Source organism: Lactobacillus nasalidis, from assembly GCF_016587775.1.
Taxonomy (GTDB): Bacteria; Bacillota; Bacilli; order Lactobacillales; family Lactobacillaceae; genus Lactobacillus; species Lactobacillus nasalidis.
The window spans coordinates 1-525 of record NZ_BOCG01000277.1 but is presented as its reverse complement, the minus strand read 5'-3'; the positions used below and the strand labels follow the sequence as shown (position 1 = coordinate 525).

Here is a 525-nt window from a genome sequence, read left to right as displayed (position 1 = left end):
GGCCGCTTGTCGCTGGCCGTCGTCTTCGTCCAGGTGGTGCCGTTCTTCAAGATCTTCTTTGGACGGTACCAGCTGTCGGCAGTCAAGTAGCCGTCGACGTTGTCGATGCTGGCAGACGTGTAGCTGTAAGCTTCGTTGTTCTTCGCGAAGGTCTTGTTGGTGTTTACCAAGCCAGTTTCTTTAGTAAACTGCATCTTAAATGAGTTGCTGCCAAGACCCGTGGAGTTAAAGTAGTACCACTTGGAGCCGGACTTGTACATGAAGTTCGTCCGCGGCTTGGCACTGGTTGCGTCAATGTAGTACTTCTTGCCCTTGAGACTTGACAGGGCTGACAGCAGCTTGCCGCTCTTTGAATAGTGGTAAACGTACTTGCTGCCCTTGACAGCCTTGTTTCTGACCATCTTCCCGGTCTTGGTGAAGTAGTACCAAGAGCTGTTGATCTTGGTCTTGCCCCTAAAGCTGGTTACGTGCCCCTTCTTGTCGAACTTGACCTTCTTGCCCTTGATCTTGCTGGTCTTGTTCTTG

The 525-nt window shown here is 51.2% G+C and carries 1 pseudogene; it reads right to left on the bottom strand.

Features of this window, described 5'->3' with window-relative positions:
- A pseudogene (locus tag lacNas_RS04915) lies at positions 1-525 on the bottom strand (hypothetical protein); the annotation flags it as partial.